This is a genomic window from Brachybacterium sp. AOP24-D1-21 (assembly GCF_052378665.1).
GTDB lineage: Bacteria > Actinomycetota > Actinomycetes > Actinomycetales > Dermabacteraceae > Brachybacterium.
The window spans coordinates 286,403-311,304 of the sequence record NZ_JBQSXX010000001.1; the positions used below are offsets into that span (position 1 = coordinate 286,403).

Consider the following 24,902-nt stretch of genomic DNA (forward strand, 5'->3'; position numbering starts at 1 on the left):
GCAGGGCGGTCCGGGTCTCAGCACCTGCCCCGGTCCGCCCTGTCGTGCGCCGCGATCGTAGACTGTGGTCGCCGGGTCCGGGCCCTCACGGCCCGCCCGCACCCCAGCCCTCGTGATGAACGGACCCGAAACCGCGATGACCGCCGACCTCGCCCCCTCCACCCCGCACGGCACGCCCGCGGACGTCGACACGGTCGAGCATGCCGCCTCCACCCCTGACCAGGCCCAGCCGTTCGCGGATCTCGGGCTCAAGGAGGACGAGTACGCGAGCATCCGCGAGATTCTCGGCCGCCGCCCCACCAACGCCGAGCTCGCCATGTACTCGGTGATGTGGTCCGAGCACTGCTCGTACAAGTCCTCCAAGAGGCACCTGAGCACCTTCGGCAAGCACACCACCGAGAAGATGCGCGAGAAGCTGCTGGTGGGCATGGGCGAGAACGCCGGCGTGGTCGACATCGGTGACGGCTGGGCGGTGACCTTCAAGGTCGAGTCCCACAACCACCCCTCCTACGTCGAGCCCTACCAGGGCGCGGCCACCGGCGTCGGCGGAATCGTGCGCGACATCATCTCGATGGGTGCCCGCCCGGTCGCGGTCATGGATCAGCTGCGCTTCGGCGCGATCGACCACCCCGACACCGCCCGCGTGGTCCACGGCGTCGTCTCCGGAGTGGGCGGCTACGGCAACTCCCTCGGCCTGCCGAACATCGGCGGCGAGACCGTGTTCGATGCCGCCTACCAGACCAACCCCCTGGTCAACGCGCTCGCACTCGGCGTGATGCGCCACGAGGACATCCACCTCGCCTCCGCGACCGGCCCCGGCAACAAGGTGGTGCTCTTCGGTGCCCGCACCGGAGGGGACGGCATCGGCGGCGCCTCCATCCTCGCCTCGGAGACCTTCGAGGAGGACGGCCCCCTCAAGCGCCCCAGCGTCCAGGTGGGCGACCCCTTCATGGAGAAGGTGCTCATCGAGTGCTGCCTCGAGCTGTTCGCCGCCGGCACCGTCGAGGGCATCCAGGATCTTGGCGCCGCGGGCATCTCCTGCGCCACCAGCGAGCTGGCCGCCAACGGCGCCTCGGGCATGCACATCCACCTCGAGGAGGTGCTGCTGCGCGACCCCACCCTGAACGCCGGCGAGATCCTGATGAGCGAGTCCCAGGAACGCATGATGGCCGTGGTGAGCCCCGAGAAGCTCGAGGAGTTCCAGGCGATCGCCGCGAAGTGGGATGTCGAAGCCGCGGTGATCGGCGAGGTCACCGGTGACGGCCGGCTCACCATCGACCACCACGGACATCGCATCGTCGACGTGGACCCGGCGACGGTCGCGATCGACAGCCCCGTCTACGATCGCCCCTACGCCCGGCCCGACTGGCAGGACGCCCTGCAGGCCGACACCGCGGAGGTCCTCCCCCGCCCCGGCACCGCCGAGGAGCTCGCGGCGACCGTGCGCACCCTGATCGCCTCCCCGAACCTCGCCTCCAAGAACTGGGTCACCGACCAGTTCGACCGCTACGTGGGTGGGAACACCGCGCTCTCGATGCCCGACGACGCCGGCGTGCTCCGGATCGACGAGGCCACGGGCCGCGGCATCGCGCTCGCGACCGACGCCAACGGCCGATACACCAAGCTCGATCCCCGTACCGGGGCCCAGCTCGCGCTGTCCGAGGCCTACCGCAACGTGGCGACCTCCGGCGCGGTGCCGCTCGCGATCACGGACTGCCTGAACTTCGGCTCCCCCGAGGACCCGGGCCCGATGTGGCAGCTGGTCGAGGCGATCGGCGGGCTCGCCGAGGCGTGCGAGACGCTCGAGGTGCCGGTCACCGGCGGCAACGTCTCCCTGTACAACTCCACCGGCGAGCCGGGCCTCATCGATTCCGCGATCCACCCCACCCCGGTGGTCGGCGTGCTCGGCGTGTTCGAGGACGTCGCGCGCCGCGTCCCCTCCGGCTGGCAGGCAGAGGGCCTGTCGGTCTTGCTGCTGGGCACCACGCGTGAGGAGCTCTCGGGCTCGGCCTGGGCGGATGTCATCCACCAGCACCTGGGCGGCATGCCGCCGCAGGTCGACCTCGAGGCCGAGCGCTCGCTGGCCCGAGTGCTGATCACCTCCGCCGAGGAGGGGCTCGCCACCGCGGCGCATGACCTCTCCGAGGGCGGTCTGGCCCAGGCCCTGGTGGAATCGGTGACCCGCTTCGGCACCGGTGCCCAGGTGGATCTCGTGGGCCTGACGGAGCGCGACGGCGTGGATCTCGCCAGCGCTCTGTTCTCCGAGTCGCAGGGTCGTGCTCTGGTCGCGGTCCCCGCCGAGCAGGAGGAGCGGCTGACGGCGCTGGCCGCCGAGCACGGGGTGCCGGTGCTGCGTCTGGGCACCACCGGCGGCAGCGCCCTGGCGGTCGAGGGTGTGGGCACCTTCACCGTGGGCGAGCTGCGGGAGCTGCGAGACGGCACCCTGCCGCGCTACTTCGGCTGACACCGCAGGACCACAGGAGGGTCTCTCCGCGCGCGACTGCGTGCTCGGAGAGACCCTCCTGTGGTGTCAGGTCCGTCGATTCCCCGGGCCAGCTCCGACAGAGGCAGGCTCAGTCGCTGAGATTCCCCGGGCTGGCTCGGACCGAGGCAGGCTCAGTCACCGCGCGAGGGGCGTTCCCGACGCGCGACGCCGCCGAGAGCCCGGCGCCCCGCGCGTCGCACGAAGCCCGCGGCACGGCCTGCTGCGCCCTGCCCGGCGCTTCCCGGCGCGATGCCGTCCAGCCGCTCGTGCAGCTGCGCGACCTCCTCGCGCAGCGCCTTCAGCTCCTCGAGAAGCCTCTCCTCGCTGCGTTCGACGACCGTCTCGGTGTTCTTCGACAGGAACATCGGCAGCCCGATCCCGTGCTCCGCGACCCACGGCCGGAAATACCGCTCGCGCAGCTCGGCATCGTAGTGGCGGTGGCCTCCGGACAGGGCGTACATCGAATTGCTGCTGGCTCCCACCGCAGCGGGCCGCTGCCGCCACTGCGCGAGCGGACGGTCCAGGAACCCCACCTCCGCGCTCTGCAGCAGCTGCAGGTGGAAGGCGTAGTCGCCGACCACTGGGAGGGACTCGTCATAGGGGCCCACGATGTCGTGGACCCGCCGACGATGCAGCATCGAGATCGGCACGTTGCGGTTCACGGCGATGTAATCCACCAGCCGCACGCCCTCGAGCTCGGGCCAGGACAGGAACATCTCGTCCTCGACGAAGCCGGTGGGGGTCTCATGCTCGTGGACGATCAGCGTGCGCACCACCACCGCCTCCTGCTCGGGGTGCGCCTCGAGATGGCCGAGGGTCTCCTGGAGGAAGGTCGCATGCCAGGTGTCGTCGTCATCGTGAATCACCACGGCGGGCGCTGAGGTCTCGCGCAGCCCGTGATTGCTCGCCGCCTCCATACCGGTGGAGGCCTCGCGGTGGATCACGCGGAGGCGCCCGTCGGCCTCGCTCGCATGCCGGGCGGCGACAGCGTCGACGGCCGCCCGGTCCCCGGCGTCGTCGACGATCACCAGCTCCCAGTCCTGGCGGGTCTGGGCGAGGACGTCCTGGACGGCGCGGTCGAGCATCTGCGGCCGGTCGCGGGTGCGCATGATGATCGCCGCCGACGGCTCCCCTGCACGGTCCACGGCCCGGGTGAAGGGTGCCAGGGCAGAGCGCAGCGGCTCGCGCCAACGCTGCTCCGGCGTGAGACCGGCACCCACCGGATCGGTGTGTTCGGAAGCGGAGTGTTCCTCACCGGCCAGCGCTGCGGCGACGCGGTCCCACCAGGACTCCGCCGCAGCCAGCAGCTGCGGCCGGGCGGCCTCGAACGTGGCGTGCTCGGCCTCCCGGCCGGCCACGAGCGCCTCGACCACGGGACCCACCAGGTCCGACGGCCCCTGAGCGACCGGATCCCACAGCGCTGCGGCGGGCACCGCCGCGCCGGCGAGCCCGATGTTGCGCAGCGCGCCGTCCATCCGGGAATGCCCGTAGCGGTTCAGCGGCAGCGCGAGCACCGAGGAGCCGGCGGCGGTCCCGAAGACGACGGGGTGGAAGCGGGTGCTGATCACCCAGGCTGCGCCGGTGGTCCGTGCGGCGGCCGCGGTGTCCTGCTCGATCGGCAGCACCGTCGCAGGCATGCTCAGCTGGGCGGCCACTTCATGGTGCAGCAGCAGATCACCGCCACCGTCATCGGGGTCAGCCATGTGCGGGACCAGCTCCACCCGGGCACCGGTGCGCCCTGCGAACTCCTCGATCACCGCGCACGCCAGTGCGATGTAGGCGTCCCGCGGCAGGGGGTCCCCATCCCCTCCCAAGGTCACGCTCAGCAGCTCAGGGTCGAGGTCATGTGCGCCGGCCGCTGCGGACAGGCCGAGCCCGACGGCGTCATCGAGCGTCTGCACCAGCGCGGGGTGGGCCGGGCACAGCTCGCGCGCGATCCGCACGCTGTGCGTGTCCCGCAGGCCCACCAGCGTGCACAGCTCCAGCAGCTCGCGCATGCTCTCCCGGTCGGCCGGGGTGAGCTCCGGGCCGAGGCTCTGCCCGGTGAGCACCACCGGCTTGCCCAGGGACCGTGCGACCAGAGCGGTGGCGAGGCGCTCGTCGAGCAGCCAGCCGTAGCGGGAGGTGAGGCTGCCGCCCCCGCCGATCACGACGGAGTCCACGTCCTTCAGTTGATCGATGATGGTGAACAGCTTGTCCGCAGCGGGCAGGGCGCCCGGGTCACCGGCGAGGGCCCGGCGGATCTCCGCGAGATACCTCGCCCTGTCCTCGATCGGCCAGGGGAAGGTGAGCGCCGGGATGCTCGATGCCGGCGCAGCACCTCCGGGCCCGTACTTCTCGTGCCGCGAGAGCCGCACCACCTGATGGCCGCGCGCGGTGAGGCGCCGTGCGCTCATCGTCGCGATGGCTTCATCACCGACGTGGTAGACGGTCTGATCGACGTCGCACAGCAGAGCGACCTTCACCGGCATCTCCTTCTTCCGGAGCAGGTCTGCTCCCTCAGGGGTCAGAGTCCGCGCACATCCATCCAGCGGATCATGAACGCGGCCATCGCATCACGGGCGATCGGCGCGACGGGACGGAAGGTGCCGTCCGGCCAGCCGGTCGTGATGCCCGTCGAGGCGAGCCACGTGATCTCCTTGCCGAACTGATGGTTCGACGGGACATCGGAGAACGGGTTCGCGGTCTTGGTGGACCGTTCCCCGGAGGCACGGTACAGGAAAGCCGCGACCGCTCCACGCTCCACGGATGCTGTGGGACGGAAGGTGCCGTCCGGCCAGCCGGTGGTGATCCCCTTGGCATGCGCCCAGGTGATCTCCTTGTAGAACATCCGGCTGGGCGGCATGTCCTTGAACGGGGACCTCGTCGGCGGGGTGAAGGCGGGCTTCCCCAGTGCTCGGTAGACGAAGGCGACCATCGCATCGCGCTGGATCGGTGCCAGCGGGCGATAGCTGTCGTCGTCCCAGCCCGTGGTGATCCCCTTGGCGGCGAGCTTCTCGATCTCCGCCCGGTACATCAGGTTCGGGGGGACATCGATGAAGCGGGAGTCGTGGAACTGGACGGACTTGCCGGTCTTCACCACCGCGCCCTGCTGGAAGGTCTGCACCGTCTGCCCGAAACGGGTGGAGGCGGAGCCCGTCGGCCGGCCCCAGGTACCGCGCCACTGCGAAGCGAACGGCGTCACATACCCTGCGGCTGCTCCACCCTCCTGGAGGACCAGGCCCTTGGTGAGGACCGTCGCGGTGTACTTCCCGGTGCGGTGGGCGCTCTTGACCACGGTGCCGAGCTTCGAGGTGCCGCCCGCACCCTGGAAGGCCCAGAGGTGCTCTTTCCAGCCCCCGTCGATGAAGGCCTGGGCCTCCCCGCGGATGGTGTCGAACTGGCGGTACAGGCTCAGCCCCGGGCACTCGGTGTAGTTGACGTCGCGGTGGCCCATCATCTTCGCGAGCGAGATCGTCTTGCCGGCGGTGAAGCGGGTTCCGGTCCCCGGGGTCCAGGAGGACTTCGCCCAGACGCTGGTCTGGAAGGTGTTCAGCAGCTTCCAGCCCACCAGCTGCGCGACGGCGACGCGGGCGGCGCGCGGCGGCGCTGTCGAGGAGTAGTCGCCCATCACGGAGATGCCGAAGGAACCGGTGTTGAAGCCATAGGCGTGGGCGCCGGTGATGTTGCGGTGCAGGCCCCCGCCGCGTCCCTCGAAGATCTGGCCGTACTTCGAGACCAGGATGTTGTAGCCGATGTCGGCCCAGCCCATGGTCCCGGTGTGATAGTTCAGGATGCCGCGCACGATCTGCGCGGACTGCGAGGAGGAATAGTTGTTGGTCCCCGCGGTGTGGTGAAGGACCACTGCCTTGAGCTCATCGGCGCCGCTGGTGCCCCGCACCTTGGACTCATCGGCGCCCCATGCGGCGCGGGAGACGTAGGAGGGAGCCCCCGGCCCGAGGACGGGCGTGGCAGGGTTCGTCGAGGCGGCAGCGGCCATCGTGGTCACCTGATCGGCCTGGGAGACGCGCGCGGAAGGGCCCGTGTACTGCCCGACCTGGCTGTCGGCCGGGGCTGGCGAGGTGGTGACGACGTGCGCGATGAGGGACTCTGTGACGTCGGCGCCGTCGAGCTCGGCCCGGATCTGCAGCGCGGAGACCACACCGATCCATGCGACCTCGGTGCCGGCGGCGTCCTCGCCCGTCTCGGGGTTCTCTGCGGTCTCCAGCGGGAGCCACGGCGTCCACTCGCCGTCCTCGCCCAGACCACGCGCCTGGACCTCGGGAGCGTCGGCGTCGTTCGGCCAGGTCACGCCGACCATGGTGGCCGGCTGATCGGCGAGGTCGCGAACCTGCGCGCCGCTGTCATCGAGCAGCGGGACGTCCGCGAGGGGGACGTCGACGATACGGGTCTCGCCGTCGGTCACTGCGGGATCGGCGAGCGCGGGGGCGGCAGAGAGCACAGCGGCCCCGGCCGGAACCGAGGCGGCGGCGACGAGGAGGCCACGGCGCGAGAGGGGTGAGGGTCGAGACGTGTCGGGGGCGGGGGGAATGTTCCGCGTGGACATTGATGAACAGCTCCGAACGAGAGGTGGTGAGGCACGAAGACCGGGGCCGAGGCACACCACGAGCTCGAGGAGCGAGACGAGGTTGCCCGGGGAACGGACATCCGTGGATCACCGTAGTGCACGAAGCCCACGGGGGAACTTTCGCCCGGGTCACGATCGGACAAACACCGGAGATGCTGGTCTCAAAACCGCTAGTGGAATGCGGAATGTCCGGTAAAGACCTATCGTCCGTATTCGCCGATCCTCACCGGGAAGGTGCGCTGATTCCTGAAATTCCGATGAGAACGAGGGCGGACCGTCGGGATCTCTCCCGTCGGCCCGCCCTCGGCGTGGCGCTGCTCCTCAGAGCAGAGTGCTCACTTCTCGTCGTCGGCGCCCTCGGCGGGCTCGACCGGAGCGACGTCCTCGGCAGCAGCGGTGTCGGCGGCCGCAGCGGTGTCAGCAGCCTTGGCGTCGTTCTTGGCGGCGCCCTCAGCCTCCTTCACCACGGACTGCTTGGCCGAGAACTCCTCGGTGACCAGCTCGATGACGGCCATCGGGGCGTTGTCGCCACGACGCGGTGCCACCTTGGTGATGCGGGTGTAGCCGCCGGGACGCTCGGCGAAGGTCGGTGCGATCTCCTCGAACAGCGAGTAGACGACGCCCTTGTCACGGATGGTCTCCATGACCCGACGACGAGAGGCGAGATCGCCCTTCTTCGCCTGGGTGATGAGACGCTCCGCGTGGGGGCGCAGGCGCTTGGCCTTGGTCTCGGTGGTGGTGATCGCCTTGTGGCGGAACAGCTCGGTCGCGAGGCTGGCGAGGATCATCCGCTCGTGCGCGGGGGATCCGCCGAGGCGCGCACCCTTGGTGGGGGTAGGCATGGTCGTTCTCCTAGTGAAAGATAAAGGTCAGTACTGGTCGCCGAAGCCGTCGGAGTAGGAGTCCAGGGCAGACGGATCGAATCCGGCCGGGGAATCCTTCAGCGACAGACCGAGGTCGGCGAGCTTCGCCTTGACCTCGTCGATGGACTTCTGGCCGAAGTTGCGGATGTCGAGCAGATCGGCCTCGGAACGGGCGGTCAGCTCGCCGACGGTGTGGACACCCTCGCGCATCAGGCAGTTGTACGACCGGACCGTGAGGTTCAGGTCGTTGATCGGAAGCGCCAGATCGGCGGCCAGAGCCTGATCCGTGGGCGACGGGCCGATCTCGATGCCCTCCGCCTCCTGGTTCAGCTCATGAGCCAGCCCGAACAGCTCGACCAGGGTCTTGCCGGCCGAGGCCACCGCATCGCGGGGCGAGATGGCGGGCTTGGTCTCGACGTCGACGATCAGCTTGTCGAAGTCGGTGCGCTGCTCGACACGAGTCGCCTCGACCTTGTAGGTCACCTTCAGCACGGGCGAGTAGATCGAGTCGACCGGAACCCGGCCGATCTCGCCGTCGACGCCCTTGTTCTGCGCGGCGGAGACGTAGCCGCGACCGCGCTCGACGATCAGTTCGATCTCCAGGCGGCCCTTCTCGTTCAGGGTCGCGATGTGGAGGTCGGGGTTGTGGATCTCCACGCCGGCGGGCGGGGTGATGTCGGCAGCGGTGACGCGGCCGGCTTCCTCGCGACGCAGGTACATCACGACCGGCTCGTCGTTCTCGGAGGAGACGACCAGGTTCTTGACGTTGAGGATGACCTCGGTGATGTCCTCCTTGACGCCGGGGACCGTGCTGAACTCGTGGAGCACACCGTCGATGCGGATCGAGGTGACCGCAGCTCCGGGGATCGAGGACAGCAGGGTGCGGCGCAGGGAGTTGCCGAGGGTGTAGCCGAAGCCCGGCTCGAGCGGCTCGATGACGAACCGTGAGCGGTTGTCCGACACGACCTCTTCGGTCAGCGTGGGGCGCTGTGCAATGAGCACTGTGGATCCTTTCAGCGAGCGTCCGCCATATGACGCTCAGAAGGGGGCGATGGGCCTAGAAGGTGAGTGGTGTCCAGGGTGCCGGGCGCGGCAGGAGCCCCGCCCGGCACGGAACGGCACAGCGGGGAGCAGAGCCCCGCCGTGACCGTAGAGGTCAGACGCGGCGGCGCTTGGCCGGGCGGGTGCCGTTGTGCGGCTGCGGGGTGACGTCCTGGATCGAACCGACCTCGAGGCCGGTCGCCGTGAGCGAACGGATCGCGGTCTCGCGGCCGGAGCCCGGGCCCTTGACGAAGACGTCGACCTTCTTCATGCCGTGCTCCTGGGCGCGGCGAGCGGCGGCCTCGGCGGCCATCTGCGCGGCGTACGGGGTCGACTTGCGCGAGCCCTTGAAGCCGACCTGGCCCGCGGAGGCCCAGGAGATGACGGCGCCGTTCGGGTCCGTGATGGACACGATGGTGTTGTTGAATGTGCTCTTGATATGAGCCTGGCCGTTGACAATGTTCTTCTTGTCCTTGCGGCGCGGCTTGCGCGCAGCGGCCTGCTGGGTCTTGGATGCCATGCGGCAGTACTCCTCTGGTGGGTTTCGGGTGCGCCGGGTCCCTCAGCGGCGCGAAGTGACTACGGGTCCGAAGACACTCGCGGTCCGACGGCGGAAGCCGTGGATCAGCGGGCCTTCTTCTTGCCGGCGACCGTGCGCTTGGGGCCCTTGCGGGTGCGCGCGTTGGTCTTGGTGCGCTGACCGTGCACCGGCAGACCACGGCGGTGGCGCAGGCCCTGGTAGCTGCCGATCTCGACCTTGCGGCGGATGTCACCGGCGACCTCGCGGCGCAGGTCACCCTCGACCATGTAGTTCTCTTCGATGTGATCGCGAAGCTTGACGAGGTCCTCGTCGCTGACCTCGCGCACGCGCAGGTCACCAGAGACGCCGGTCGCGGCCAGGGTCTCCAGGGCGCGGGTGCGTCCCACGCCGAAGATGTACGTCAGGGCGACTTCGAGGCGCTTTTCGCGCGGAAGGTCTACTCCCACCAGACGTGCCATGTGCAGATTCTCCTACTGTCTCGGAGGCCTGATCCGACAACTCGCCCGGGTCTGTTCCCTGGACGCCGCAGCCTCCGCGCTGCGGGTAGCCGACCCGAGGGCCGGTGGTGTCGTCTCTTCTTTTATGTGTGTCCGACGGATCGGACGGTGCCCTTCAGGGCTGCCGCCTCTGGGGCGGCTGTCACGACAGTTGCCGGGATGTGCGGAGTGCTCCGCTCAGCCCTGGCGCTGCTTGTGACGAGGGTTCGAGCAGATCACCATGACGCGCGAGTGGCGACGGATCACCTTGCAGTTGTCACAGATGGGCTTGACGCTCGGATTGACCTTCATAGCTTTCCTTCTCCCGGGACGATCACTTGTAGCGGTACACGATGCGGCCACGGTCGAGGTCGTAGGGGCTCAGCTCGACGACCACACGGTCCTCGGGAAGGATGCGGATGTAGTGCTGGCGCATCTTCCCGGAGATGTGCGCGAGCACCTTGTGCCCGTTGTCGAGCTCGACACGGAAACGCGCATTCGCGAGCGCCTCCGTCACCAAGCCCTCGACCTCGATCACGCCGTCCTTCTTCGCCATGCCTCCCCAATCTCTCGCCCCCGGCAAGCCGGTGCCGAGTTCCGCGTTCCTGATTACTCAGGCTGTGCTCACCGACCGTCAGGTGACGGTACGGTGGTCGACAAGGGTGCGCGTTGTGCGTGTCGTCGGCCTCGCTGATCTTCACGGCTGAGCCGTTGGATCGATCGGCGCGACGGGACTGCACGACCTGCGATGAGGACGACATGCACGGAGCACACCCGATGGATCAGCCTACACGCGCCTCGCGGATCAGGCGAGAGGCAGAGGCGATGACCCCGGTCACGTCGGGCCGGAATCCAGGCGATGAAAGGCCGCGCCCCGTCCTGGTCCTCACGTAGCAGGGTCGGCCAGCGGATCCGGCGCGGCCACGATGCCCCGCCGCGCGAGCTCGGCGGCACCGCCGTCGCCCTCGGTGAGCACCAGCAGCCCCTGCTCGGTCACGGCCACGGAGTGCTCTGCGTGGGCGGCACGGCCCCCGGCGGTGGCACGCACGGTCCAGTCGTCATCGTCCAGCGTCCAGTTGCCGGGACCCTGGATCAGCATCGGCTCGATCGCCAGGCACATCCCCGGGCGCACCCGGGGCCCTCGGGAGCGGGTGCGGTAGTTCATGACGTCAGGCGCCTGGTGCATCGCCGTACCGATCCCGTGCCCGCCGAAGCCCTCGAGGTGGGAGAGGGACTCCCCCGCCGCCTCAGCGACGTAGTCCTCGATCGCGGCGCTGATCTGACCCACCCGGTCCGCGGTCGCGAGCGCGGCGATGCCGGCCCAGAGCGCCTCGCGCGTGGTGCGGACCAGATCCTCATCGGCCACCGAGCGCGCCCGGCCCACGATGTGGGTGCGCGCCGCATCCGAATGCCAGCCCTCGATGATCAGGCCGCCGTCGATCGAGACGATGTCGCCCTCGACCAGCGGACGTTCATCGGGGATCCCGTGGACCACGACCTCGTTGACGCTGATGCACAGCGTCGCCGGGTACCCCTGGTAGCCCAGGAAGTTCGGGGTCGCACCCTCGTCGCGGATCATGTCGTGGGCGAGGGTGTCCAGCTCGTTCGTGGTGATGCCGGGCCGGATCTGCGCGGCGAGCATCTCGTGGACGCGGTGCAGCAGCATCCCGCTGCGGCGCATCACATGGATCTGCTCGGGGGTCTTGAGCTCCACGCGCTCCGGCAGGATGCTCATCGGTCGGCGAGGGCCTCGCGCAGCGACGCGGTGACGTCGTCGATCGTTGCCATGCCGTCGACCCGGCGCACCAGATCACGCTTCTCGTAGACGTCGATCAGCGGCGCGGTCTGCTCCGCATAGACCTCGAGCCGGCGACGGATCGTCTCCTCGGTGTCGTCGCTGCGGCCCTGCTGCTCGCCACGCTCGACGAGGCGGCCCACGACCTCCTCGGTCTCGACCACCAGCAGCAGCACCGCATCGAGCGTGGTGCCCAGCTCGGTGAGCATCCCGTCCAGCGCCTCGACCTGGTCGAGGGTGCGGGGGTAGCCGTCCAGCAGGAAGCCGTCCTGGGCATCGGCCTCGCCGAGCCGCGAACGGACCATGTCGTTGGTGACCGAGTCCGGAACGTACTCGCCCTTGTCCATGTAGGACTTCGCGAGCACACCGAGCTCGGTCTCGCCGGACACGTTGGCCCGGAAGATGTCGCCGGTGGAGATCGCCGGGATGGACAGCTCCTCGGCGAGGCGCACGGCCTGGGTGCCCTTGCCCGCGCCGGGCGGGCCCACGATCAGGAGGCGGCGGGCCTGGACGGGCGAGGCGGCGGAGGTGGGGGTGTTCACCGAAGAATCCCTTCGTAGTGGTGCTGCTGGAGCTTCGCATCGATCTGCTTCACGGTGTCGAGGCCGACGCCGATGATGATCAGCAGGGACACACCACCGAGCGGAAAGTCCTGCGAGGTTCCGAGATAGACGAGAGCGAACAGCGGGATCAGGCAGATCACCGCGAGATAGACCGCGCCGGCGGACTGGATCCGGTTGATCACGTAGCGCAGGTAGTTCTCGGTGGGCTTGCCCGCGCGGACGTTGGGGATGAACCCGCCGTACTTCTTCATGTTGTCCGCGATCTCCTCCGCATTGAAGGTGATCGAGGTGTAGAAGAACGCGAAGAAGACGATCAGGGTCACGTACACCAGGGCGTAGACCCAGGAGAAGGAGAAGCCGAGCACGAGGTGGGTGTTCACCCACGCCACCCAGGGGGCCTCAGGATCACCGAAGGAGGAGGCCATCTGCGGCAGCGCGAGGATCGAGCTCGCGAAGATGACGGGGATGACGCCGGCCTGGTTGACCTTGACCGGGATGTAGGTGGAGGTGCCGCCGTACATGCGGCGCCCGACCATGCGCTTGGCGTACTGGACGGGGATCCGCCGCTGAGACTGCTCGACGAAGACCATGCCCACCATGACGACCAGCGCCACGACGATGACCAGGGAGAAGGTCAGCCAGCCCTGCAGCTGCCACACCTGGCCGAAGGAGCCGGGGAACGAGGACGCGATCGAGGTGAAGATCATCAGCGACATGCCGTTGCCGATGCCGCGCTCGGTGATCATCTCACCCATGAACATGATCAGCACGGTGCCGACGGTCATGGTCAGGACCATGGTCAGCAGGGTCGGGATCGACTGGTCGGGAACCAGCTCGAGCTGGCAGCCGACGAAGAAGTTGCCCGAGCGCACCAGGGTGATGATGGTGGTCGATTGGAGGATGCCCAGACCGATGGTGAGGTACCGGGTGTACTGGGTGAGCTTCGCAGTACCGGATGCCCCCTCCTTGTGGAGGGCCTCGAACCGCGGGATCACCACGCGCAGCAGCTGCACGATGATCGACGCGGTGATGTAGGGCATCACGCCCAGGGCGAAGATGGAGAGCTGCAACAGGGCACCACCGGAGAACATGTTGACCATGCCCAGCACGTTGGAGCCACCGGCCGAGGCGGCCTGATCAGCACAGAACATCACGTTGGAGGCGTCGAATCCCGGGGTGGGGATAAAGACACCGAGGCGATACACCGCGATCAGACCGAGTGTGAAGAGGATCTTCGCTCTCAGCTCGGGGGTGCGCAGCGCGCGCACGAACGAGTTCACCTGTTTCCCTCCTGGAGGTCCGGGGACGGGACCAAGGGTGTCACGGTCCGTCCCGGTGCCGCGGGATTGCGCGGCCATCGGACCGGCCCCGAAATGACGACAGGGCACCGTGGCACAGAATATTCCGTGCCACGGTGCCCCGTCAAAAGAGACTCACGCGGTGGTGACGGACCCGCCAGCCGCCGCGATCTTCTGCTCCGCCGAGGCGGAGAACTTCTGGGCGGTGACGTCGAGCTTGACGCTCACGTCGCCGGCGCCCAGCACCTTGACGGGCTGGTTCTTGCGCACGGCGCCCTTGGCGACGAGATCCTCGACCGTGACGGTGCCGCCCGCGGGGAACAGCTCCTGCAGGGTCGACAGGTTCACTGCCTGGTACTCGACGCGGAACGGGTTGGTGAAGCCGCGAAGCTTCGGCAGCCGCATGTGCAGCGGCATCTGCCCGCCCTCGAAGCCGAGGCGCACCGTGTTGCGGGCCTTGGTGCCCTTGGTGCCACGCCCGGCCGTCTTGCCCTTGGAAGCCTCACCGCGACCGACGCGGGTGCGTGCGGTCTTCGAACCCGGCGCGGGGCGCAGGTCGTGAAGCTTCAGAGGGCTCTGGTTGGAATCAGTCATGTCAGTCCACCTCTTCGAACGTCACCAGATGGGTGACGGTGCGGATCATGCCGCGGATCTCAGGGCGGTCTTCCTTCACCACGGTGTCACCGATGCGCTTGAGGCCGAGGCCGCGCAGGGTGGCTCGCTGGCTCTTGGTGCCGCCGATGTCAGAACGGGTCTGGGTCACCTTGATCTGCATCAGGCACCCACCTTCTGTGCACGGGCTGCAGCGCGACCCGCGGCCTGGGCCCGCAGGAGCGGTGCCGGGGTGACCTGCTCGACCGTGAGGCCACGACGTGCTGCCACGGCCTCCGGCTCCTCGAGCATCTTGAGCGCGGCGACCGTTGCCCGCACGATGTTGATCGCGTTGGTCGAGCCGAGCGACTTGGAGAGCACGTCGTGCACTCCAGCGCACTCGAGGACGGCGCGGACCGGGCCACCGGCGATCACACCGGTACCGGGAGCGGCCGGGCGCAGCAGGACGACGCCTGCTGCATCCTCGCCCTGGACCGGGTGGACCACGGTGCCCTGGATACGAGGGACGCGGAAGAAGTTCTTCTTCGCCTCCTCGACGCCCTTGGCGATCGCCGCGGGCACCTCCTTGGCCTTGCCGTAGCCGACGCCGACCGTTCCGTCGCCGTCACCCACCACCACGAGGGCGGTGAAGGAGAATCGACGGCCGCCCTTGACGACCTTCGACACGCGGTTGATGCTCACGACGCGCTCGAGGAATGCCGACTTCTCGGCTTCCTGACCGCGGCCGCGGCCACCCTGACGCCCACCGCGATCGTTGCCGCCCTGGCGGGCACCGCGATCATTGCTGGTGTTCGTGTTGTCGTTCCCACGGCCGGAGGCCGCGGGACCGTTGCTACGCTGCTGTGCAGCCATATTCAGATCCTCTTCTCGTCCTGTGTCCGGGCGGCGATCACAGCGCCAGGCCAGCCTCGCGGGCGCCGTCTGCGACGGCGGCCACACGGCCGTGGTACTTGTTGCCGCCGCGGTCGAACACGACGGAGTCGATCCCGGCAGCCTTGGCACGCTCAGCGACGAGGGTCCCGACGGTGCGGGCCTTGTCGGTCTTCGCTGCCTCGGTGCCGCGCAGGTCGGCTTCCATGGTCGATGCCGACGCGATGGTCTTGCCGAGAGCGTCGTCGACGACCTGGACGAAGACGTGGCGTGCCGAGCGGGTGACCACCAGGCGCGGACGCTGGGCGGTGCCGACGACGCGACGACGGACCCGCAGGTGACGGCGGCCGCGCGAACGCAGCTTGCTGCCGCGGTTGCCCTTGGTGTGCTTGAGTGCGTAACCCATGATCACTTACCAGCCTTTCCGGCCTTGCGGAGCACGACCTCGTCGGCGTAGCGCACACCCTTGCCCTTGTAGGGCTCGGGCTTGCGCAGCTTGCGGATGTTCGCTGCGACCTCGCCCACCTGCTGCTTGTCGATGCCGTTGACCGAGAACTTGGCCGGCGACTCGACGACGAAGGTGATGCCCTGGGGCGCCTTCACCACGACGGGGTGGGAGAAGCCGAGGGCGAACTCGAGGTCCGTACCCTTCGCGGTGACACGGTAGCCCGTGCCCACGATCTCCAGCTTCTTGGTGTAGCCCTCGGTGACACCGAGGACGATGTTGTTGATGAGGGTGCGGGTCAGGCCGTGAAGGGCCTTGCTCTCGCGCTCCTCGTCGGGGCGGCTCACCACGATGGTGCCGTCCTCACCGCGCTCGACGGTGAGGGGAGCCGGCACGATGTGCTTGAGCTCGCCCTTGGGGCCGGTCACCGTGACGGTGCGGTCCTCGATGGTGACGTTCTGGACTGAGGCCGGCACTGCGACCGGCAGGCGTCCGATGCGGGACATAGCTGTTTGTCTCCTCTCCCGCTCACCAGATGTAGGCGAGGACTTCCCCACCCACACCCTTCTTGGCTGCCTGCCGGTCGGTCAGAAGGCCGGAGGACGTGGACAGGATCGCCACGCCCAGTCCGCCGAGGACCTTGGGCAGATTGGTGGACTTCGCGTACACACGCAGGCCGGGCTTCGAAATACGACGGATCCCGGAGATGGCACGCTCACGGCTGTCCGAGTACTTGAGCTCGAGGACGAGCTTGGAGCCCACCTCGGCCTCTTCCTCGGTCCAGCCGAGGATGTAACCCTCTGCCTTCAGGATGTCCGCGATGCGGGCCTTCAACTTCGAGTACGGCATGGACGCGGTCTCGTGGTACGCCCCTGAGGCGTTACGGATCCGCGTCAGCATGTCCGCGATCGGGTCGGTCATGGTCATGTCTGTTGCTTCTTCCTCACCTGGTTTCCCTCGGCCGCCATGTATGCGACGAGGGACCTCTGGCGGTAGTCCTTACCAGCTGCTCTTGGTCACGCCGGGGAGCTCACCGCGGTGAGCCATCTCGCGAAGGCAGACTCGGCAGAGCCCGAACTTGCGGTACACGGAGTGCGGACGGCCGCAGCGCTGGCAACGGGTGTAGCCGCGCACAGCGAACTTGGGCTTGCGCTCCGACTTCTTGATCAGGGCTGTCTTCGCCATATCAGTTCTCCTTGAAGGGGAAGCCGAGCAGCTTGAGCAGCGCGCGTCCCTCGTCGTCGGTCTTCGCAGTGGTCACGACCGTGATGTCCATACCGCGGACGCGGTCGATCTTGTCCTGGTCGATCTCGTGGAACATCACCTGTTCCGTGAGACCGAAGGTGTAGTTCCCGTTGCCGTCGAAGTGCTTCGGGGACAGGCCCCGGAAGTCACGAATACGGGGCAGCGCGGTGGACAGCAGGCGGTCCAGGAACTCCCACATGCGGGCGTTGCGCAGGGTGACGTGGGCACCGATCGGCATTCCCTCACGCAGCTTGAACTGCGCGATGGACTTGCGAGCCTTGGTGACCTGGGGCTTCTGGCCCGTGATGTCCGCGAGATCGCGGATGGCACCGTCGATGACCTTGGAGTCGCGAGCGGCGTCGCCGACGCCCATGTTCACGACGATCTTGGTCAGACCGGGGACCAGCATGACGTTGCTGTAACCGAACTGCTCGGTCAGCTGAGCCTTGATGGTCTCGTTGTACTTGCTCTTGAGGCGCGGGGTGGTCGCCTGGGTGGCAGTCTCGCTCATCTCAGATGTCCTTCCCGGAGCGCTTGGCGAAGCGGACACGCACCTGCTTGGTGCGGCCGTTCTCGAGCTCGAGGGTCTCGACGCGGTAACCGATCTTGGTCGGCTTGTTGTCCTCCGGGTCGACCAGAGCCACGTTCGAGACGTGGATCGAGGCCTCGCGCTGCTCGATGCCGCCCGCGCCGCCAGCCTGGTTGGGCTTGACATGGTGCGTGCGGCGGTTGATGCCCTCGACCAGCACACGCTGGGAATCGGGGAACACCTGCAGGACACGGCCCTGCTTGCCCTTGTCGCCGACCTCGAGACCGCGCTTGGCGGCGGTGTCGCTGTCGCTGGTGCGACCGGTGATCACCTGGACGAGGTCGCCCTTCTTGATCTTCATCTTTGCCATGTCACACCACCTCCGGTGCCAGCGAGACGATCTTCATGAAGCGCTTGTCGCGCAGCTCGCGGCCGACGGGGCCGAAGATGCGGGTTCCGCGCGGCTCCCCATCGGTCTTGAGGATCACCGCTGCGTTCTCGTCGAAGCGGATGTAGGAGCCGTCGATGCGACGGACTTCCTTGGACGTGCGGACGACGACCGCCTTGACGATGTCGCCCTTCTTGACGTTGCCACCGGGGATGGCGTCCTTGACGGTCGCCACGATGGTGTCCCCGATGCTGGCGTAACGGCGACCGGAGCCACCGAGAACACGGATGCAGAGAATCTCCTTGGCACCCGTGTTGTCGGCGACCTTCAGTCGCGACTCCTGCTGAATCACTCGTTCTCCTATCGTCTCACCGGTTCTCTTCCCACCCGCGGGAGCGGATGAGCCGAGCCTTGCGGAACGGAATATGGACACTGCATATTGCACTTCACCGACTCTGGGCAGAACTTCGACCAAAGGCGTGACCGTCGACCGGTCCCGGGCACCAAAAAACTCCTCATCCGGACTCAGGCACTAGCGTGAGGAACGCACAGCGTTCGCTTCTCGTGCGAGGTCTCCGGGGAGGATGGATCTGGTGACACCGGATCCTGTCGCAGCCGTCCATCCGCCAGCATCCGAGGATGCATGCGCACAGCCGTCCGGCAACTGCTCAAGACTACGCGCCGCACCAGCCGCTGTCACCCCTTCTCCCCGAGGCGAACCGTGTGTGCTTGCTCTCCTGCCGATCACCGCCGGCAGCACTCCCCCACGACACTCCCCCACGACGGCGATCACCGGTCGGGCACGGCAGATTCTGGGGTGGGGCATAGGCTCGTGCCCATGATCGACATCGACATCGCACGGCGCCTGCGGGACGCAGGACTGCAGTGGGCGCCGGCGGACGGCGACCTCTTCATCATCGACAACGAGCAGCTGCGGGACGAGACCTTCATGCTCTCGGCGATGGTCATCGAGCTCGGGAATGGGCGCAGCGGAGAGCGGGTCTTCCGGTTCAACGGGACCACCGAGTGGGCGCTGGATTCCGTGGAGCAGGAGGATGCGCTCTGGATCCCCCGGGAGGATCAGCTGCGCGCAGCACTCGGTGAATCCTTCAGCGCGCTACGCCGCACCGCGGACGGCAGCTATGCCGTCGCGCTGATCGACGGCGAAGGCGCCACCCGGGAGGTCCCCGCGCCCGCAGCGGAAGATGCGCTTGCCGGCGCACTGCTGATCCAGTTGACCGCCTGACCCGGCTGGGACGGCGCGGCGCACCACCCCCGCGGCCACAGCGGCCAGCTCGGCAGCAGCGCAGAGACGAAGAGAAGGGCCGACCCTCCCTGTGGGAGGACCGGCCCTTCTCTGGATCACGGAGCGGTCACTGGGACCGCCCGATCACTTGGCGCGCTCGACGATCTCGACCAGACGCCACCGCTTGGTGGCGGAGGTGGGACGAGTCTCCATGACGACGACACGGTCGCCGATGCCGGCGCTGTTCTCCTCGTCATGAGCCTTGAACCGGCTCGTCTTGGTCGTGACCTTGCCGTAACGGGCGTGCTTCACACGCTCCTCGACCTCGATCACGATGGTCTTGTCCATCTTGTCCGAGACCACGTAGCCACGCTGGGTCTTGCGGTAGGGACGCTCGTGGGAGGACGCGTGCGCGCCTTCCTTGTCGAGCTCCTCGACGGCCGGGGTCTCGGCCTGGGTGTTGTCAGTCATCTCTGTTCCTCGCTTCGCGGTCACTCGGCGGCGCCGGGCGCCTGACGGATGCCCAGCTCTCGCTCGCGCAGGATCGTGTAGATCCGTGCGATGTCCTTCTTGACGGACCGCAGACGGCCGGAGTTCTCGAGCTGACCGGTCGCGGACTGGAAACGGAGCTTGAACAGCTCGTCCTTGCCCTTGGCAAGTTCTTCCACCAGCTTCGCGTCGTCCAGCTTGTCGAGTTCATCGGCGGTGAGCTTGGTCGCTGCCATCAGATGTCACCACTCTCTCGGCTCAGGATGCGGCTCTTCATGGGGAGCTTGTGCTGCGCCAGGCGGAGTGCCTCGCGAGCCACCTCCTCCTCGACGCCGGCGAGTTCGAACATGACTCGACCCGGCTTGACATTGGCGATCCACCACTCGACCGAACCCTTACCGGAGCCCATGCGGACCTCGGCAGGCTTCTTGGTGAGCGGACGATCGGGGTAGATGTTGATGAACACCTTGCCGCCACGCTTCATGTAGCGCGTCATGGCGATACGTGCAGCTTCGATCTGACGGTTGGTGACATAGGCGGGCTCGAGAGCCTGGATGCCGTAGTCGCCGAACGCGAGATCGGTGCCGCCCTTGGACATGCCACTGCGGTGCGGTCGGTACTGCTTGCGGTGCTTGGTCCTGCGAGGGATCAGCATGTCGCTCAGGCCTCCGTTCCGGGCTGCTGTACGGGCGCGGGTGCCGCCTGCTCGGCGGAAGCGGACGGAGCAGCAGCCGGAGCTGCACCCTCCGAGCCGTCCCGACGCGCGGTGGCGTTGCGCTCGTTGCGACGGCCACGCGGGCGCTCTGCACGCGGGGCGCCACGTCCGCCGGAGCGGGGACCCTGCGAGGCGGCCTGCTGAGCCGCGAGCTCCTTGGCGGTGACGTCGCCCTTGTAGATCCACACCTTCACGCCGATGCGGCCGAAGGCGGTCTTGGCCTCGTAGAAGCCGTAGTCGATGTTCGCGCGAAGGGTGTGCAGCGGCACGCGACCCTCGCGGTAGAACTCGTTACGGCTCATCTCGGCGCCACCGAGGCGACCGGAGACGGCCACTCGGATGCCCTTCGCACCTGCACGCTGCGCGGACTGCATGCCCTTGCGCATCGCACGGCGGAAGGAAACGCGGGCGGCGAGCTGCTCGGCGATGCCCTGAGCAACCAGCTGAGAGTCAGCCTCGGGGTTCTTGACCTCGAGGATGTTCAGCTGGATCTGCTTGCCGGTGAGCTTCTCGAGCTCACCGCGCAGGCGCTCGGCCTCCGCGCCACGACGCCCGATGACGATGCCCGGGCGGGCGGTGTGGAGGTCGACGCGCACACGGTCACGGGTGCGCTCGATCTCGACCTTCGAGATGCCAGCCCGCTCCATGCCCTTGGACATGAGCGTGCGGATCGCGACGTCTTCCTTCACGTAGTCGCGGTAGCGCTGACCCTCCTTGGAGGAATCAGCGAACCACCGGCTGCTGTGCTCCGTCGTGATCCCGAGACGGAACCCATTCGGATTGACCTTCTGGCCCATTCGGGACTCCTTACTTGTTCACGGGAGCGACGACCACGGTGACGTGGCTGGTGCGCTTCTTGATCTGGAAGGCTCGACCCTGAGCACGCGGCTGGAACCGCTTCTGGGTCGGACCCTCATCGACGAAGGCGGCGGCGACGGCGAGGTCGCGCTCGTCAAAGCGCTCCCCTGCCTGATCAGCCTTCACCCGCGCGTTGGCGATCGCGGACTCGACGAGCTTGAGGACGGGCTCACTGGCGGCCTGCGGGGCGAACCGCAGGATGTCCAGGGCCTCGGCCGTGCTCTTGCCACGAATCAGGTCCACAACGCGGCGAGCCTTCATGGGCGACATGCGGAGATGCCGCACCTGCGCCTTGGCTTCCATTGCTGTCCTGCTTTCTTCTGGGTGTCGGGACGTGCTGCCGTGCTGACCTCAGGTCAGCGACGACGGCCCTTTCTGTCGTCCTTCTCGTGGCCCTTGAAAGTCCGCGTAGGAGCGAACTCGCCGAGCTTATGGCCGACCATCGACTCGGTGACGAACACCGAGACGTGCTTGCGACCGTCGTGCACTGCGAAGGTGTGGCCGAGGAAGTCCGGGGTGATGACCGAACGACGCGACCAGGTCTTGATGAGGTTCTTGGTGCCCTTTTCGTTCTGGACATCCACCTTCTTCTGAAGGTGGTCGTCCACGAAGGGGCCCTTGGCGATACTGCGAGGCATAGTTCCTGGTTCTCCCTATCAGCGCTTCTTGCCGGTCCGACGACGGCGCACGATGAGCTTGTCGCTCTCCTTGCCCGGCCGACGGGTACGGCCCTCGGGCTGACCCCAGGGCGACACCGGATGACGACCACCGGAGGTACGGCCCTCGCCGCCACCATGCGGGTGATCGTGCGGGTTCATGACGACGCCACGCACGTGAGGGCGCTTGCCCTTCCAGCGCATGCGGCCGGCCTTGCCCCAGTTGATGTTGGACTGCTCGGCGTTGCCGACCTCGCCGATGGTCGCGCGGCAGCGCGCATCGACGTTGCGGATCTCGCCGGACGGCATGCGCAGCTGCGCATACGGTCCTTCCTTGGCGACCAGCTGCACGGAGGCGCCGGCGCTGCGGGCGATCTTGGCACCGCCACCGGGCCGAAGCTCGATGGCATGGACCACGGTGCCCAGCGGGATGTTGCGCAGCGGCAGGTTGTTGCCGGGCTTGATGTCCGCGCCTGGACCGTTCTCGATCCAGTCGCCCTGACGCAGCTTGGCCGGCGCGAGGATGTAACGCTTCTCGCCGTCCAGGTAGTGCAGCAGTGCGATGCGCGCGGTGCGGTTGGGGTCGTACTCGATATGAGCGACCTTCGCGTTGACGCCGTCCTTGTCGTGGCGGCGGAAGTCGATCACGCGGTAGGCCCGCTTGTGGCCACCGCCCCGGTGACGGGAGGTGATACGACCGTTGTTGTTACGACCGCCGGACTTGGACAGCGGACGGACCAGCGACTTCTCCGGCGTGGATCGGGTGACCTCGACGAAGTCGGCGCCACTCGAGAAACGACGACCGGGCGTGGTCGGCTTGCTCTTACGAATTGCCATGTGGGATTCCCTCAGACTCTCTTCGGCTCCTCGGATATCGGCCGCCTCAGGCGACCGACCCTCCGAAGATGTCGATGGCTCCGTCAGTCAGGGTGACGATGGCGCGCTTGGTGTCCTTGCGCTTGCCGGTCCCGAAGCGCGTGCGGCGCGTCTTGCCCTGACGGTTGATCGTGTTCACCGAGGAGACCGTGACGTCGAAGACCTTCTCGACGGCGATCTTGATCTCGGTCTTGTTGGCGTCGGCAGCCACCAGGAAGGTGTACTTGCCCTCGTCCATCAGCCCGTAGCTCTTCTCGGAGACGACCGGGGCCAGCAGGATGTCGCGGGGGTCCTTGTTCAGCGAGGTCACTTCGACTCCTCCTCGGTGGACTCCTTGACTGCGTTCACGAACCCGGCGGCCTTGGCGGCCTCCTCAGTCGCGAACCAGACCTCGGCCTTGGTACGGCCGTACCACGGGGAGTCCGGGGTGTGGAACTTCATCGAGTCCTGGTTGCCCTTGATCGTGAAGCCCTCAGGTGCGGAGTCGTCGGCCAGCGGGGCCGCCGATCCCTCACCGAAGGGGGCCTCCTGCGCAGCAGCCGGGGCGGCAGCGGCAGCAGCCGGTGCAGCCTTCGCAGCGGCGAAGGTCGAGGTGGACAGGGACAGGGTTGCCTGGGCCACGAAGTCCTCGAGCGCAGCGGCGGTGAAGACCACGTCGTCGGAAAGCATGACGTCGTAGGTGTTCACCTGGTCCGCGTACAGGACGTGGGTGGCAGGCAGGTTGCGCGAGCTCAGCGCGCCGAGATCGTCATCGCGACGCACGACCACCAGCAGGTGGCGACGGTCGGAGACGTTCGCCAGGGTCTGGCGGGCGGCCTTGGTGGACGCGACGTCACCCTCGAGCAGCGAGGAGATGACGTGGATGCGGCCGTTGCGGGCGCGGTCCGAGAGGGCTCCGCGCAGGGCGGCGGCCTTCATCTTCTTCGGGGTCCGCTGGCTGTAGTCACGCGGCACGGGGCCGTGGACGACGCCACCGCCGGCGAACTGCGGCGCACGGAGCGAGCCCTGACGGGCACGACCGGTGCCCTTCTGCTTCCAGGGCTTCTTACCGCCACCACGCACCTCGGCGCGGGTCTTGGTCTTGTGCGTGCCCTGACGAGCGGCCGCCTGCTGGGCGACGACCACCTGGTGGATCAGGGGCACGTTGGTCTGCACGTCGAAGATCGACGCAGGCAGCTCGACGGAGCCGGACTTCTTGCCGGCCGGATCGAGCACGTCGACAGAGAGATTCGCTGCCATCGGGCTCAGGCCTCCTTCGCGGGGCTCTTGACAGCCGAGCGGACGAGCACGAGGCCGCCCTTGGGGCCGGGAACGGCACCCTTGACGAGCACGAGGCCCTTCTCGACGTCGACCGCGTGAACGGTCAGGTTCTGGACACTGGTGCGGTCGCCGCCCATGCGGCCAGCCATGCGCTGACCCTTGAACACGCGACCGGGGGTGGATGCGCCACCGATGGAACCGGGCTTGCGGTGGTTGCGGTGCGCACCATGGGAGGCGCCGACACCGGAGAAGCCGTGGCGCTTCATGACGCCCGCGGTGCCCTTGCCCTTGGAGGTGCCGACGACGTCGACCTTCTGGCCGGACTCGAACACCGAGGCGTTGATCTCCTGGCCGACGGTGTAGTCAGCGGCGTCGACGGTGCGCAGCTCGACGAGGTGACGGCGCGGGGTCACGCCGGCCTTCTCGAAGTGGCCCTTCAGCGGTGCCGACACCTTGCGGGGGTCGATCTGGCCGTAGGCGATCTGCACGGCGTCGTAGCCGTCGGTCTCGATAGACCGGATCTGGGTGACGACGTTCGCACCGGTCTGCACGACGGTCACAGGGACGAGCTTTCCGTTCTCGTCCCAGACCTGGGTCATGCCGAGCTTGGTGCCGAGCACGCCGGACACCGGACGGGCCTTCTGGCCGGTCAATTCGTTGCTCATCTCCACCACCCTCAGAGCTTGATCTCGATGTTGACGTCCGCCGGCAGGTCGAGGCGCATGAGCGAGTCCACAGCCTTGGGCGTGGGATCGACGATGTCGATCAGTCGCTTGTGCGTGCGCATCTCGAAATGCTCACGGGAGTCCTTGTACTTGTGGGGAGAACGGATCACGCAGAACACGTTCTTCTCGGTCGGCAACGGCACCGGGCCCACCACAGTCGCGCCAGCGCTGGTGACCGTGTCGACGATCTTGCGCGCCGAGCTGTCGATCACCTCGTGGTCGTACGACTTGAGCCGGATGCGGATCTTCTGTCCCGCCATGGCGTCCTGTCTCTCTTCTAGGTCTGGCATGGAAGCAGCCGTCTCCCGGTACCCGAGGACGGGCGTGTCGGCCTCTGCGGGGCACACGAGCCCAGCACA

General features: G+C 67.8%; 34 protein-coding genes. 2 read left to right on the forward strand and 32 right to left on the reverse strand.

Annotation, left to right across the window (positions count from 1 at the left end; all coding sequences use genetic code 11):
• The first annotated feature begins 115 nt into the window (after window positions 1-115).
• Window positions 116-2,464: a phosphoribosylformylglycinamidine synthase subunit PurL gene (purL, locus tag ACT3UF_RS01380; protein ID WP_444607972.1), complete on the forward strand. Its 2,349-nt coding sequence runs from the start codon at window positions 116-118 to the stop codon at window positions 2,462-2,464.
• A gap of 152 nt (window positions 2,465-2,616) precedes the next feature.
• Here the strand turns inward: purL and ACT3UF_RS01385 are convergent, their stop codons facing one another.
• From ACT3UF_RS01385 to rplN, 21 genes are all read right to left on the reverse strand, one after another.
• Window positions 2,617-4,950 (reverse strand): polysaccharide pyruvyl transferase family protein, encoded by a 2,334-nt coding sequence (locus ACT3UF_RS01385; protein WP_444607973.1) that lies wholly within the window; start codon window positions 4,948-4,950, stop codon window positions 2,617-2,619.
• A gap of 41 nt (window positions 4,951-4,991) precedes the next feature.
• Window positions 4,992-6,926 (reverse strand): S-layer homology domain-containing protein, encoded by a 1,935-nt coding sequence (locus ACT3UF_RS01390; protein ID WP_444598992.1) that lies wholly within the window; start codon window positions 6,924-6,926, stop codon window positions 4,992-4,994.
• Between the two features lie 461 nt (window positions 6,927-7,387).
• A complete protein-coding gene (gene rplQ, locus ACT3UF_RS01395) occupies window positions 7,388-7,894 on the reverse strand; it encodes a 50S ribosomal protein L17 (protein WP_444592089.1) in 507 nt (168 codons plus the stop codon).
• A gap of 27 nt (window positions 7,895-7,921) precedes the next feature.
• Window positions 7,922-8,917, reverse strand: a complete 996-nt coding sequence (locus tag ACT3UF_RS01400; RefSeq protein WP_441444699.1) for a DNA-directed RNA polymerase subunit alpha — start codon at window positions 8,915-8,917, stop codon at window positions 7,922-7,924.
• A gap of 154 nt (window positions 8,918-9,071) precedes the next feature.
• Entirely contained in the window at window positions 9,072-9,476 is a 405-nt protein-coding gene (gene rpsK, locus ACT3UF_RS01405) for a 30S ribosomal protein S11 (RefSeq protein ID WP_441444698.1), read from the reverse strand.
• 104 nt (window positions 9,477-9,580) lie between these two features.
• The gene (rpsM, locus tag ACT3UF_RS01410; RefSeq protein ID WP_441444697.1) at window positions 9,581-9,955 is read right to left on the reverse strand and encodes a 30S ribosomal protein S13; all 375 of its coding nucleotides are present in this window, start codon (window positions 9,953-9,955) and stop codon (window positions 9,581-9,583) included.
• A gap of 216 nt (window positions 9,956-10,171) precedes the next feature.
• The gene (rpmJ, locus tag ACT3UF_RS01415) at window positions 10,172-10,285 is read right to left on the reverse strand and encodes a 50S ribosomal protein L36 (RefSeq protein ID WP_299298739.1); all 114 of its coding nucleotides are present in this window, start codon (window positions 10,283-10,285) and stop codon (window positions 10,172-10,174) included.
• A gap of 22 nt (window positions 10,286-10,307) precedes the next feature.
• Entirely contained in the window at window positions 10,308-10,529 is a 222-nt protein-coding gene (infA, locus tag ACT3UF_RS01420; protein WP_299298742.1) for a translation initiation factor IF-1, read from the reverse strand.
• Window positions 10,530-10,859: 330 nt separating this feature from the next.
• A complete protein-coding gene (map, locus tag ACT3UF_RS01425; protein ID WP_441444696.1) occupies window positions 10,860-11,708 on the reverse strand; it encodes a type I methionyl aminopeptidase in 849 nt (282 codons plus the stop codon).
• Window positions 11,705-12,310: an adenylate kinase gene (locus ACT3UF_RS01430; RefSeq protein WP_441444695.1), complete on the reverse strand. Its 606-nt coding sequence runs from the start codon at window positions 12,308-12,310 to the stop codon at window positions 11,705-11,707. Before ACT3UF_RS01430 ends, map begins: the two co-directional genes overlap by 4 nt.
• Window positions 12,307-13,611, reverse strand: coding sequence for a preprotein translocase subunit SecY (gene secY / locus ACT3UF_RS01435; RefSeq protein WP_442331988.1), 1,305 nt, complete (start codon window positions 13,609-13,611; stop codon window positions 12,307-12,309). The genes ACT3UF_RS01430 and secY overlap by 4 nt, the downstream gene beginning before the upstream one ends.
• A 153-nt stretch (window positions 13,612-13,764) precedes the next feature.
• On the reverse strand, window positions 13,765-14,223 hold the full coding sequence (gene rplO, locus ACT3UF_RS01440) for a 50S ribosomal protein L15 (RefSeq protein WP_441444693.1): 459 nt from the start codon (window positions 14,221-14,223) through the stop codon (window positions 13,765-13,767).
• A gap of 1 nt (window position 14,224) precedes the next feature.
• Window positions 14,225-14,404, reverse strand: a complete 180-nt coding sequence (rpmD, locus tag ACT3UF_RS01445) for a 50S ribosomal protein L30 (protein ID WP_441444692.1) — start codon at window positions 14,402-14,404, stop codon at window positions 14,225-14,227.
• Entirely contained in the window at window positions 14,404-15,093 is a 690-nt protein-coding gene (gene rpsE / locus ACT3UF_RS01450; RefSeq protein WP_299298757.1) for a 30S ribosomal protein S5, read from the reverse strand. Before rpsE ends, rpmD begins: the two co-directional genes overlap by 1 nt.
• 37 nt (window positions 15,094-15,130) lie before the next feature.
• Window positions 15,131-15,517, reverse strand: a complete 387-nt coding sequence (gene rplR / locus ACT3UF_RS01455; protein ID WP_441444691.1) for a 50S ribosomal protein L18 — start codon at window positions 15,515-15,517, stop codon at window positions 15,131-15,133.
• Window positions 15,518-15,519: 2 nt separating this feature from the next.
• Window positions 15,520-16,062, reverse strand: coding sequence for a 50S ribosomal protein L6 (gene rplF / locus ACT3UF_RS01460; RefSeq protein ID WP_441444690.1), 543 nt, complete (start codon window positions 16,060-16,062; stop codon window positions 15,520-15,522).
• Window positions 16,063-16,084: 22 nt separating this feature from the next.
• On the reverse strand, window positions 16,085-16,483 hold the full coding sequence (gene rpsH, locus ACT3UF_RS01465; RefSeq protein WP_299298766.1) for a 30S ribosomal protein S8: 399 nt from the start codon (window positions 16,481-16,483) through the stop codon (window positions 16,085-16,087).
• Between the two features lie 72 nt (window positions 16,484-16,555).
• Window positions 16,556-16,741 carry a type Z 30S ribosomal protein S14 gene (locus ACT3UF_RS01470; RefSeq protein ID WP_193103395.1) on the reverse strand — a complete coding sequence of 62 codons (186 nt, stop codon included), beginning with the start codon at window positions 16,739-16,741 and terminating at the stop codon, window positions 16,556-16,558.
• 1 nt (window position 16,742) lies between these two features.
• On the reverse strand, window positions 16,743-17,312 hold the full coding sequence (gene rplE, locus ACT3UF_RS01475; protein WP_441444689.1) for a 50S ribosomal protein L5: 570 nt from the start codon (window positions 17,310-17,312) through the stop codon (window positions 16,743-16,745).
• Window position 17,313: 1 nt separating this feature from the next.
• Window positions 17,314-17,700, reverse strand: coding sequence for a 50S ribosomal protein L24 (gene rplX / locus ACT3UF_RS01480; RefSeq protein ID WP_441444688.1), 387 nt, complete (start codon window positions 17,698-17,700; stop codon window positions 17,314-17,316).
• Window position 17,701: 1 nt separating this feature from the next.
• Window positions 17,702-18,070, reverse strand: a complete 369-nt coding sequence (gene rplN / locus ACT3UF_RS01485) for a 50S ribosomal protein L14 (RefSeq protein ID WP_089064412.1) — start codon at window positions 18,068-18,070, stop codon at window positions 17,702-17,704.
• 486 nt (window positions 18,071-18,556) lie between these two features.
• Here rplN and ACT3UF_RS01490 point away from each other — a divergent pair, with 486 nt between their 5' ends.
• A complete protein-coding gene (locus ACT3UF_RS01490) occupies window positions 18,557-18,964 on the forward strand; it encodes a hypothetical protein (protein WP_441444687.1) in 408 nt (135 codons plus the stop codon).
• Window positions 18,965-19,108: 144 nt separating this feature from the next.
• Here ACT3UF_RS01490 and rpsQ read toward each other — a convergent pair whose 3' ends face one another.
• From rpsQ to rpsJ, 11 genes are read right to left on the reverse strand one after another with little or no spacing between them, the layout of a single operon-like run.
• On the reverse strand, window positions 19,109-19,435 hold the full coding sequence (gene rpsQ, locus ACT3UF_RS01495; RefSeq protein ID WP_441444686.1) for a 30S ribosomal protein S17: 327 nt from the start codon (window positions 19,433-19,435) through the stop codon (window positions 19,109-19,111).
• A 20-nt stretch (window positions 19,436-19,455) separates the two neighbouring features.
• Window positions 19,456-19,689: a 50S ribosomal protein L29 gene (gene rpmC / locus ACT3UF_RS01500; protein ID WP_345077038.1), complete on the reverse strand. Its 234-nt coding sequence runs from the start codon at window positions 19,687-19,689 to the stop codon at window positions 19,456-19,458.
• The gene (gene rplP / locus ACT3UF_RS01505) at window positions 19,689-20,108 is read right to left on the reverse strand and encodes a 50S ribosomal protein L16 (RefSeq protein ID WP_441444685.1); all 420 of its coding nucleotides are present in this window, start codon (window positions 20,106-20,108) and stop codon (window positions 19,689-19,691) included. Before rplP ends, rpmC begins: the two co-directional genes overlap by 1 nt.
• 5 nt (window positions 20,109-20,113) lie before the next feature.
• Entirely contained in the window at window positions 20,114-20,965 is an 852-nt protein-coding gene (gene rpsC / locus ACT3UF_RS01510; protein WP_441444684.1) for a 30S ribosomal protein S3, read from the reverse strand.
• A gap of 10 nt (window positions 20,966-20,975) precedes the next feature.
• On the reverse strand, window positions 20,976-21,329 hold the full coding sequence (rplV, locus tag ACT3UF_RS01515; RefSeq protein WP_299298804.1) for a 50S ribosomal protein L22: 354 nt from the start codon (window positions 21,327-21,329) through the stop codon (window positions 20,976-20,978).
• Window positions 21,330-21,382: 53 nt separating this feature from the next.
• A complete protein-coding gene (gene rpsS / locus ACT3UF_RS01520; RefSeq protein WP_015776373.1) occupies window positions 21,383-21,664 on the reverse strand; it encodes a 30S ribosomal protein S19 in 282 nt (93 codons plus the stop codon).
• A gap of 18 nt (window positions 21,665-21,682) precedes the next feature.
• Window positions 21,683-22,519 carry a 50S ribosomal protein L2 gene (gene rplB, locus ACT3UF_RS01525; RefSeq protein ID WP_441444683.1) on the reverse strand — a complete coding sequence of 279 codons (837 nt, stop codon included), beginning with the start codon at window positions 22,517-22,519 and terminating at the stop codon, window positions 21,683-21,685.
• A 46-nt stretch (window positions 22,520-22,565) separates the two neighbouring features.
• Window positions 22,566-22,868, reverse strand: coding sequence for a 50S ribosomal protein L23 (rplW, locus tag ACT3UF_RS01530; protein ID WP_441444682.1), 303 nt, complete (start codon window positions 22,866-22,868; stop codon window positions 22,566-22,568).
• The gene (rplD, locus tag ACT3UF_RS01535; RefSeq protein WP_444592094.1) at window positions 22,865-23,797 is read right to left on the reverse strand and encodes a 50S ribosomal protein L4, sunset domain variant; all 933 of its coding nucleotides are present in this window, start codon (window positions 23,795-23,797) and stop codon (window positions 22,865-22,867) included. The genes rplW and rplD overlap by 4 nt, the downstream gene beginning before the upstream one ends.
• Window positions 23,798-23,802: 5 nt before the next feature.
• On the reverse strand, window positions 23,803-24,483 hold the full coding sequence (gene rplC / locus ACT3UF_RS01540) for a 50S ribosomal protein L3 (RefSeq protein ID WP_441444680.1): 681 nt from the start codon (window positions 24,481-24,483) through the stop codon (window positions 23,803-23,805).
• A gap of 11 nt (window positions 24,484-24,494) precedes the next feature.
• Window positions 24,495-24,803 (reverse strand): 30S ribosomal protein S10, encoded by a 309-nt coding sequence (rpsJ, locus tag ACT3UF_RS01545; protein WP_015776378.1) that lies wholly within the window; start codon window positions 24,801-24,803, stop codon window positions 24,495-24,497.
• Window positions 24,804-24,902: the final 99 nt, after the last annotated feature.

Coding starts and splice junctions, on each gene's coding strand:
- purL (WP_444607972.1), top strand. CDS start 116: ATGAACGGACCCGAAACCGCGATGACCGCCGACCTCGCCCCCTCCACC.
- rplQ (WP_444592089.1), bottom strand. CDS start 7,894: ATGCCTACCCCCACCAAGGGTGCGCGCCTCGGCGGATCCCCCGCGCAC.
- rpsK (WP_441444698.1), bottom strand. CDS start 9,476: ATGGCATCCAAGACCCAGCAGGCCGCTGCGCGCAAGCCGCGCCGCAAG.
- rpsM (WP_441444697.1), bottom strand. CDS start 9,955: ATGGCACGTCTGGTGGGAGTAGACCTTCCGCGCGAAAAGCGCCTCGAA.
- rpmJ (WP_299298739.1), bottom strand. CDS start 10,285: ATGAAGGTCAATCCGAGCGTCAAGCCCATCTGTGACAACTGCAAGGTG.
- infA (WP_299298742.1), bottom strand. CDS start 10,529: ATGGCGAAGAAGGACGGCGTGATCGAGGTCGAGGGCTTGGTGACGGAG.
- map (WP_441444696.1), bottom strand. CDS start 11,708: ATGAGCATCCTGCCGGAGCGCGTGGAGCTCAAGACCCCCGAGCAGATC.
- rplO (WP_441444693.1), bottom strand. CDS start 14,223: ATGACTGATTCCAACCAGAGCCCTCTGAAGCTTCACGACCTGCGCCCC.
- rpmD (WP_441444692.1), bottom strand. CDS start 14,404: ATGCAGATCAAGGTGACCCAGACCCGTTCTGACATCGGCGGCACCAAG.
- rpsE (WP_299298757.1), bottom strand. CDS start 15,093: ATGGCTGCACAGCAGCGTAGCAACGGTCCCGCGGCCTCCGGCCGTGGG.
- rplR (WP_441444691.1), bottom strand. CDS start 15,517: ATGGGTTACGCACTCAAGCACACCAAGGGCAACCGCGGCAGCAAGCTG.
- rplF (WP_441444690.1), bottom strand. CDS start 16,062: ATGTCCCGCATCGGACGCCTGCCGGTCGCAGTGCCGGCCTCAGTCCAG.
- rpsH (WP_299298766.1), bottom strand. CDS start 16,483: ATGACCATGACCGACCCGATCGCGGACATGCTGACGCGGATCCGTAAC.
- ACT3UF_RS01470 (WP_193103395.1), bottom strand. CDS start 16,741: ATGGCGAAGACAGCCCTGATCAAGAAGTCGGAGCGCAAGCCCAAGTTC.
- rplE (WP_441444689.1), bottom strand. CDS start 17,312: ATGAGCGAGACTGCCACCCAGGCGACCACCCCGCGCCTCAAGAGCAAG.
- rplX (WP_441444688.1), bottom strand. CDS start 17,700: ATGGCAAAGATGAAGATCAAGAAGGGCGACCTCGTCCAGGTGATCACC.
- ACT3UF_RS01490 (WP_441444687.1), top strand. CDS start 18,557: ATGATCGACATCGACATCGCACGGCGCCTGCGGGACGCAGGACTGCAG.
- rpsQ (WP_441444686.1), bottom strand. CDS start 19,435: ATGACTGACAACACCCAGGCCGAGACCCCGGCCGTCGAGGAGCTCGAC.
- rpmC (WP_345077038.1), bottom strand. CDS start 19,689: ATGGCAGCGACCAAGCTCACCGCCGATGAACTCGACAAGCTGGACGAC.
- rplP (WP_441444685.1), bottom strand. CDS start 20,108: ATGCTGATCCCTCGCAGGACCAAGCACCGCAAGCAGTACCGACCGCAC.
- rpsC (WP_441444684.1), bottom strand. CDS start 20,965: ATGGGCCAGAAGGTCAATCCGAATGGGTTCCGTCTCGGGATCACGACG.
- rplV (WP_299298804.1), bottom strand. CDS start 21,329: ATGGAAGCCAAGGCGCAGGTGCGGCATCTCCGCATGTCGCCCATGAAG.
- rpsS (WP_015776373.1), bottom strand. CDS start 21,664: ATGCCTCGCAGTATCGCCAAGGGCCCCTTCGTGGACGACCACCTTCAG.
- rplB (WP_441444683.1), bottom strand. CDS start 22,519: ATGGCAATTCGTAAGAGCAAGCCGACCACGCCCGGTCGTCGTTTCTCG.
- rplD (WP_444592094.1), bottom strand. CDS start 23,797: ATGGCAGCGAATCTCTCTGTCGACGTGCTCGATCCGGCCGGCAAGAAG.
- rplC (WP_441444680.1), bottom strand. CDS start 24,483: ATGAGCAACGAATTGACCGGCCAGAAGGCCCGTCCGGTGTCCGGCGTG.
- rpsJ (WP_015776378.1), bottom strand. CDS start 24,803: ATGGCGGGACAGAAGATCCGCATCCGGCTCAAGTCGTACGACCACGAG.